Source organism: Neisseria iguanae, from assembly GCF_003013245.1.
GTDB lineage: Bacteria > Pseudomonadota > Gammaproteobacteria > Burkholderiales > Neisseriaceae > Neisseria > Neisseria iguanae.
On sequence record NZ_PXYY01000112.1, the window covers coordinates 1 to 7,025 of the forward strand.

The 7,025-nt window shown below is 47.7% G+C and carries 9 protein-coding genes and 1 pseudogene; 9 read left to right on the forward strand and 1 reads right to left on the reverse strand.

The annotated features are described in order from the left end of the window. Nucleotides 1-6: 6 nt before the first annotated feature. Nucleotides 7-127 (forward strand): annotated as a pseudogene (locus tag C7N83_RS16325) (IS1595 family transposase); the annotation flags it as partial. A 170-nt stretch (nucleotides 128-297) separates the two neighbouring features. Here C7N83_RS16325 and yhbY read toward each other — a convergent pair. Continuing rightward, complete coding sequence (gene yhbY, locus C7N83_RS12350) at nucleotides 298-582, reverse strand: ribosome assembly RNA-binding protein YhbY (protein WP_106743004.1); 285 nt, start codon at nucleotides 580-582, stop codon at nucleotides 298-300. 113 nt (nucleotides 583-695) lie between these two features. On the opposite strand from yhbY, the gene C7N83_RS12355 reads away from it, so the two are divergent. From C7N83_RS12355 to C7N83_RS12390, 8 genes are all read left to right on the forward strand, one after another. Beyond that, entirely contained in the window at nucleotides 696-1,316 is a 621-nt protein-coding gene (locus tag C7N83_RS12355; protein WP_106743005.1) for an RlmE family RNA methyltransferase, read from the forward strand. 63 nt (nucleotides 1,317-1,379) lie between these two features. Next, complete coding sequence (ftsH, locus tag C7N83_RS12360; protein WP_245911228.1) at nucleotides 1,380-3,359, forward strand: ATP-dependent zinc metalloprotease FtsH; 1,980 nt, start codon at nucleotides 1,380-1,382, stop codon at nucleotides 3,357-3,359. Nucleotides 3,360-3,522: 163 nt separating this feature from the next. Continuing rightward, nucleotides 3,523-3,954 carry a type II toxin-antitoxin system RatA family toxin gene (locus C7N83_RS12365; RefSeq protein ID WP_106743009.1) on the forward strand — a complete coding sequence of 144 codons (432 nt, stop codon included), beginning with the start codon at nucleotides 3,523-3,525 and terminating at the stop codon, nucleotides 3,952-3,954. Next, nucleotides 3,947-4,225 (forward strand): RnfH family protein, encoded by a 279-nt coding sequence (locus C7N83_RS12370; protein WP_106743010.1) that lies wholly within the window; start codon nucleotides 3,947-3,949, stop codon nucleotides 4,223-4,225. The genes C7N83_RS12365 and C7N83_RS12370 overlap by 8 nt, the downstream gene beginning before the upstream one ends. Before the next feature lie 58 nt (nucleotides 4,226-4,283). Next, complete coding sequence (pth, locus tag C7N83_RS12375) at nucleotides 4,284-4,862, forward strand: aminoacyl-tRNA hydrolase (protein ID WP_106743012.1); 579 nt, start codon at nucleotides 4,284-4,286, stop codon at nucleotides 4,860-4,862. A gap of 26 nt (nucleotides 4,863-4,888) precedes the next feature. Next, nucleotides 4,889-5,113 (forward strand): dioxygenase, encoded by a 225-nt coding sequence (locus C7N83_RS12380; protein ID WP_106743014.1) that lies wholly within the window; start codon nucleotides 4,889-4,891, stop codon nucleotides 5,111-5,113. Beyond that, nucleotides 5,094-5,474 carry a VanZ family protein gene (locus C7N83_RS12385; RefSeq protein ID WP_106743015.1) on the forward strand — a complete coding sequence of 127 codons (381 nt, stop codon included), beginning with the start codon at nucleotides 5,094-5,096 and terminating at the stop codon, nucleotides 5,472-5,474. The genes C7N83_RS12380 and C7N83_RS12385 overlap by 20 nt, the downstream gene beginning before the upstream one ends. 86 nt (nucleotides 5,475-5,560) lie before the next feature. After that, nucleotides 5,561-6,871, forward strand: coding sequence for an aminopeptidase P N-terminal domain-containing protein (locus C7N83_RS12390; protein WP_106743017.1), 1,311 nt, complete (start codon nucleotides 5,561-5,563; stop codon nucleotides 6,869-6,871). Nucleotides 6,872-7,025: the final 154 nt, after the last annotated feature.

Below are 7,025 nucleotides of genomic sequence, written 5' to 3' on the forward strand. Positions count from 1 at the left end.
AAATAGAATGGAATTGACCGGAAATCTTTTCCATTATTCCGGAAAGAATGCGGGTTTCGTTTTAACTTTGGCGCACCATAAAGGGCAGCTTAAAATTTTGCGAATTTGGTGTGATATTTGGGGCTAATCTACGTCAGTCATCATTTTAAAAAGCCGTCTGAAAGAATATCTTTCAGACGGCTTTTTAAAATGATGACTGACTAGCGGAATCAGTAAAGAATAGGTACAAGACAGCCTGTTGCAGACAGTATGGCAAGGCAGGCCAATACCGTACCGTTTTTCGTGATTCCACCATAGTTACATTTCCAAGTTTTTGCGCCACAAAACCAATAATTTGCCGATGTGTTGCACCAATTGCGCATCAACGGCTTCACACAATGCATTGCAGGTGTCAATGCGTTCCTGGCGGTCATCGCTAGATATGCGCACTTTAATCAATTCGTGGGCGGTGAGGGCAGCGTCGGTTTCTTTAATAACAGAGTCGGTCAACCCGTGTTGGCCGATCATCACCACCGGATTCAGATGATGCGCGCGGGCTTTGAGTTCCAAAATTTCTTTGGTGCTTAATTTATCATCAGTCATGTTTGTATTGCTTAAATTAAAAAATAATAACTTATCATTGTACGCGATTTAACGGCGGGCTGCGAGAAAATAACGTACAATAGCGTCATTCGATTTTCACATTCACACATACTATGGCAGTACGTTCCAAATCTTCCAAGGCATGGCTCAATGAGCATGTGAACGACCATTATGTCCACATGGCACAAAAATATGGTTATCGCGCGCGCGCAGCTTATAAGCTTCTGGAAATAAATGAGAAAGACAAGCTAATTAAGCCGGGTATGATTTTGGCCGACTTAGGCAGCGCGCCGGGCAGTTGGTCGCAGGTAGCAGCTAAATTGGTCGGTAAAAACGGCCAAGTATTTGCTTTAGATATTTTGCTGATGGATGAAATCGATGGCGTTTCATTCATTCAGGGCGACTTTCGTGAAGATGGTGTTTTGGCGCAATTCGAATCGTTGTTGGATAATCGCCCGTTAGACCTTGTAATTTGCGATATGGCACCCAATATGTCGGGTAATGCCGTGACCGATCAGGCCAAGAGCTTTTATTTGTGCGGGCTGGCCTTGGATTTTGCTGTCAACCATCTGAAAAAAGGCGGTAATTTTTTAGTTAAAGTATTTCAGGGCACAGGCTATCAGGAATATCTGGCAGCCATGCGGGAGATTTTTGACGTTGTGCAAACGCGCAAGCCCGAGGCTTCCCGCAATCGTTCAAGTGAGATTTATTTATTGGGCAGAAATAAACGCTGACAATATGGGCAGCGTGCATTAAAATCTTTTTTTCGTTTACCTTTATATATGGAGCCTGATTCAGTGGGGAATACCATTAAACATGTATTGGTCTGGTTGGTGCTGGGTGTCTGCCTAATGGCAGCATTTAATGCCATTAATGACAAACAGGAAAATAAACAACAAATCGAATATTCGCAGTTTATCCAACAGGTAAACAACGGTGAAGTGGCCAGCGTGAATATCGAAGGTTCGGTGGTCAGCGGTTATCTGATTAAAGGTGAACGCGCCGATAAAACTTCGTTTTTTACCAATGCGCCACTTGATGATAAGCTGATTCAGACTTTATTGGATAAAGATGTCCGCGTGAAAGTGACACCTGAAGAAAAACCAAGCATGCTGGGTAGTTTGTTCTTCAGCCTGTTGCCGGTATTACTGCTGATTGGCGCCTGGTTCTACTTCATGCGCATGCAAAGCGGCGGTGGCGGTAAAGGTGGTGCGTTTTCATTCGGTAAGAGCCGCGCGAAATTGTTAGATAAAGATGCCAACAAAGTGACCTTTGCCGATGTGGCCGGTTGTGATGAGGCCAAAGAAGAAGTTCAGGAAATCGTCGATTACCTGAAAGCGCCGACCCGCTATCAAAGTTTGGGTGGCCGTGTGCCGCGCGGTATTTTGCTGGCAGGCAGCCCGGGTACGGGTAAAACCTTGCTGGCCAAAGCGATTGCCGGTGAGGCTGGTGTGCCGTTTTTCAGTATTTCCGGCTCGGATTTCGTGGAAATGTTCGTCGGTGTCGGTGCCAGCCGTGTGCGCGATATGTTCGAGCAAGCCAAGAAAAATTCGCCTTGCATCATCTTTATCGATGAAATTGATGCCGTAGGCCGCCAGCGGGGTGCCGGTTTGGGCGGCGGTAACGACGAACGCGAACAAACTTTGAACCAATTGTTGGTTGAGATGGACGGTTTTGAAAGCAATCAAACTGTGATTGTGATTGCCGCCACAAACCGTCCTGATGTCTTAGATCCTGCCTTGCAGCGTCCGGGGCGTTTTGACCGTCAAGTTGTGGTGCCGTTGCCGGATATCCGTGGCCGCGAACAGATTTTAAAAGTGCACGCCCAAAAAGTGCCTTTGGATGAGTCGGTTGATTTAACGTCATTGGCACGCGGTACTCCGGGTTTCTCCGGTGCCGATTTGGCCAACTTGGTGAACGAAGCTGCCTTGTTTGCCGGTCGCCGCAACAAAATCAAAGTTGATCAAAGCGACTTTGAAGATGCTAAAGACAAAATCTACATGGGTCCCGAGCGCCGTTCGATGGTGATGCACGAAGATGAAAAACGTGCGACTGCCTACCATGAATCAGGTCACGCGATTGTGGCCGAGAGCTTGGATTTTACTGATCCGGTGCACAAAGTCACCATTATGCCTCGCGGTCGGGCCCTAGGTTTGACTTGGCAGCTGCCGGAACGCGACCGTATCAGCATGTATAAAGACCAAATGCTGAGCCAGATTGCAATTCTGTTTGGCGGACGTATTGCCGAAGATATTTTTGTCGGCCGTATTTCTACCGGTGCTTCCAATGACTTCGAACGCGCTACGCAAATCGCTCGAGAAATGGTCACCCGCTACGGCATGAGCGACAAAATGGGTGTGATGGTTTATGCCGAAAACGAAGGCGAAGTATTCTTGGGGCGCAGCGTGACCCGTTCGCAAAACATTTCCGAGAAAACCCAGCAAGATGTTGATGCCGAAATCCGTCGCATTCTGGACGAGCAATACGCCGTGGCTTACAAGATCTTGGATGAAAACAGGGATAAAATGGAAACTATGTGCAAGGCTCTGATAGATTGGGAAACCATCGACCGCGATCAGGTTCTTGAAATCATGGCAGGCAAGCAGCCTAGTCCGCCGAAAGATTATAGCCATAATCTGCGCCAAGACGAACCTGCAGAGGCAAAAAGTGAGCAGGAGCAAGTGATGGCGATTACCCCGGAAAGGCTGCAAACCGAAGTGAAAAATGTCAAATCGGAACATTTTTCCGATAATGATTCAGGTATAAACAAGCTCTAATCGGTATATTAAACGGCAGCGGTAACGCTGCTGTTTTTCCATGTGCGCAACCATTGAAATAAAGATTGAGAGGCAGAAATATTGAAGATTATTCATTTAGGCCGTCTGAAAATCTAAGCAAATTCGTTTATAATAGTGGCACTTTTCCCAAGTTTGATTCACAATGAAAACAGTAGAAAAAAGCGTGTTGGTGTTACACAGCGCCAAGCAGATGTTTGAGTTGGTTGACCGCGTGGAGGATTATCCAAAATTCTTACCGTGGTACAGCAAAACTGAAATCATCGGGCGCACTGGTACCGAATTGAAAGCGCGCCTGTTTATGGATTACATGGGCGTGCGTCAATCATTTGCCACATATAACCACAATATTCCCGGCCGGGAAATCAAAATGGATTTGCTCGAAGGGCCGTTTAAAATTCTGCGCGGCATATGGCGTTTTGTCGATTTGGGCGACAATATGTGCCAAATCGAATTCAAATTGGAATACGAATTCAGCAGCTTGATTTTATCGGCCTTGATTTCCCCGGTATTCAACCATTTGTCCGGCACATTGGTGGATGCATTCGTGAAAGAGGCTGAACGCCGCTATGCCTGATATCGAAATCGTGTACGGCCTGCCCGACAAACAGGTTTTAAAAATTATACAAGTAGCCGATGGTACCACCATCCGTCAAGCCGTGTTGCAAAGCAGTTTGGAAAACGAGTTTCCCGATTTGGATTTGCATACAGCCAAGCTCGGTATATTCGGTAAAACTGTCAAAGACGATACTGTATTGCGTGAAAAAGACCGCATTGAAGTGTATCGGCCTTTGCTGGTTGATCCAAAAGAAGCTCGCCGCCAACGGGTGCGGAATCAGGAAGATTAAAGGCCGTCTGAAACCTTTCAGACGGCCTTAACGAAAACAACATACCAATGAGAATAAAATGTCCCACCCAATCAAAATAATCGTCGGCTTGGGGAACCCCGGCAGAGAATATGAAGCAACCCGCCACAATGTCGGCTTTTGGCTGCTGGATGAACTGGCATGGCAATGGAAGACTGCGTTTAAAGAAGAGAAAAAATTCTTTGGTGAAGTGGTGCGCATGAGCCACCCCGAGGGCGATGTCTGGCTCATCAAACCGATGACGTTTATGAACCGTTCCGGCCAGGCGGTGGCGGCATTGGCGCAGTTTTACAAGATTAAGCCTGAAGAAATTTTGGTAGTGCACGATGAGTTGGACATTGAATGCGGCCGCATTAAATTCAAGCTCGGAGGCGGCAATGGTGGGCATAACGGTTTGAAAGACATCCAAGCCTGTTTGGGTACGCCGGATTTTTACCGTCTGCGCCTCGGTATTGGCCATCCGGGTGATAAGGCTTTGGTGTCGGCTTATGTGCTGAACAAACCGGGCGCGGAACACCGCCAACTGATTGAAGATTCGGTGAAAAAATCCATCAAAAGCATTCCGCTCCTGACAGTTGGTGAGTTTGAAGAAGCGCAGCGTTTTTTACACAGTCGTTAAACCTTTTATTTTCAGACGGCCTTAGCATGAGTGAACTAATTGATTTGATTCAGACTGAAAGCGTCGGCACAGTCGGAGAAACCCTTGATTTTTTGTTATACGAATGCAGTATGGATGACGCACCGAGCAGTGAAGAAGTGGTGCAATGGCGTGATGTGTTAAACAGGCGTGGCGGTAAATTTTTGCGCTTGGCCGAACTCTGCCAAACATGGCTGGACGAAGAGGGTCAACATGACTTTGCCGCGCAATAAATTTACTGTTTGGGCGGCATTGTGGTTTGCCGCTACCACTTATTCGCTATTGTTGCGTGAATCGTCAGGTAGGATACCGCCGTTTCCACATTTCGATAAAGTGGCGCATTTCGGATTGTTTCTTGCACAGTTTTGGTTGCTGGCCAAAGCATTTATGGCCGATAAACATCTGATTCCGTATCACGGCCTGATGATTGCTGCTGTGGTTTTCGCTATCGCCAGCGAGTGCGCGCAGGCGATGTTTACCCAAACGCGTGAAGGCTCGTTTGGGGATGCCGCGGCCGACGTGTGCGGAGCGGTGGCGGCTTTGTGGTTTGCCAATAAAGTTGAGCAGCCCAAAAGGAAGAAATCGCCGCATTAAATTACGGTTTAGAACCCGAATATCAGTTATATTCAGGCCGTCTGAAATACGTCACAGAATTTCAAACGGCCTCAAGAGGAAGCATCATGAACACCATTCCTTTTATCCGGCGGCGCCAACGTGTCTTGCAAGAAATCGGCAGCGAAGGTATGGCGGTTTTGTTTGCCGCACCGGAACAACGCCGTAGCAACGACACTCAATTTCCGTTCCGCCAAGACAGTTATTTCCATTATTTGACCGGCTTTGATGAGCCGCAGGCGGTGCTGCTGCTGGATGGCACTACGCAAAAAAGCATTTTGTTCTGCCGTGAAAAAGATGCCTTAAGCGAAATTTGGAACGGCTTCCGCTACGGCCCGGAAACGGCTTTGGAGATTTTTGGCTTTGATGAAGCTTATGCCAACGGCGAATGGGCGGCGAAGTTCGCGCAGGCGGTGCTGAACAAAAAAAGCCTCTATGCTTTGTGGGGGCTGTATCCGGAACACGATAAGGAAGTGATGGCCAAATGGCACGCGGTGCAGCAAAGTGCCGGCTACCGTATTCAAAGCGATAGTTACGCGCCCGAGAATTTGGCCGATTTGGCGTCAGTACTCGACCCCATGCGCCTGATTAAAGACGAACATGAGATTGCGCTGTTAAAAAAAGCAGGAGAAATCAGTGCGTTGGCACATATCCGCGCTATGCAGAAAACGCGGGCAGGAATAAGTGAGCTGCAAATCGAAGCGGAAATCCTGCACGAATTCATGCGTCACGGTGTACGTTTGCCGTCTTACAACAGCATTGTGGCAGGCGGTAAAAACGCCTGTTGCCTACACTATACCGATAATAAAGATATTTTGTGTGATGGTAATTTGCTGCTGGTTGATGCCGGTGCGGAATATGGTTTTTACGCTGGTGACATCACACGCACTTTTCCAGTAAGCGGTACATTCAGCATGGCACAAAAAGACATTTACGAAATTGTATTGGCCGCCAACGAAGCGGCTATTGCCGCAGTAAAACCGAATGCTGCTTGGAGCGATATCCATATGATTGCGCTGAAAATTTTGATACAAGGCCTGATTGATCAAAAATTGTTGCGCGGCACAGTAGAGGGCAACATCGAATCGCAAGCCTACCGTCGGTTTTATATGCATGGCTTGGGACATTGGGTCGGCTTGGATGTGCATGATGTCGGCAAACGCTGGTACAACGGCAAACCGCTGCTGTTGCAGCCCGGCATGTGCAGTACCATTGAGCCGGGGCTGTATATCGCCGCGGCAGACGACATTCCCGCAGTCTTTCACAACATCGGCATCCGCATTGAAGACAATGTGTTGGTAACGGCGGACGGTTGTGAGAATTACACCGTTTCGGCACCGAAAAGTGTGGCCGATATTGAGGCGGTTATGCGCGGATAGGCCGTCTGAAATTTAGGCGTATAGGGCAAAAAAGATGCCAAAAGCCGCTGTAGCCCTTATCCTGCAAAGCTTTAAACAGAGTCAAAGGCTTTGAACACAAAAAATGCTTTTTCTGCGGCTTAAAACACGTCAAAAAAAACAGCCGGCAAAACGG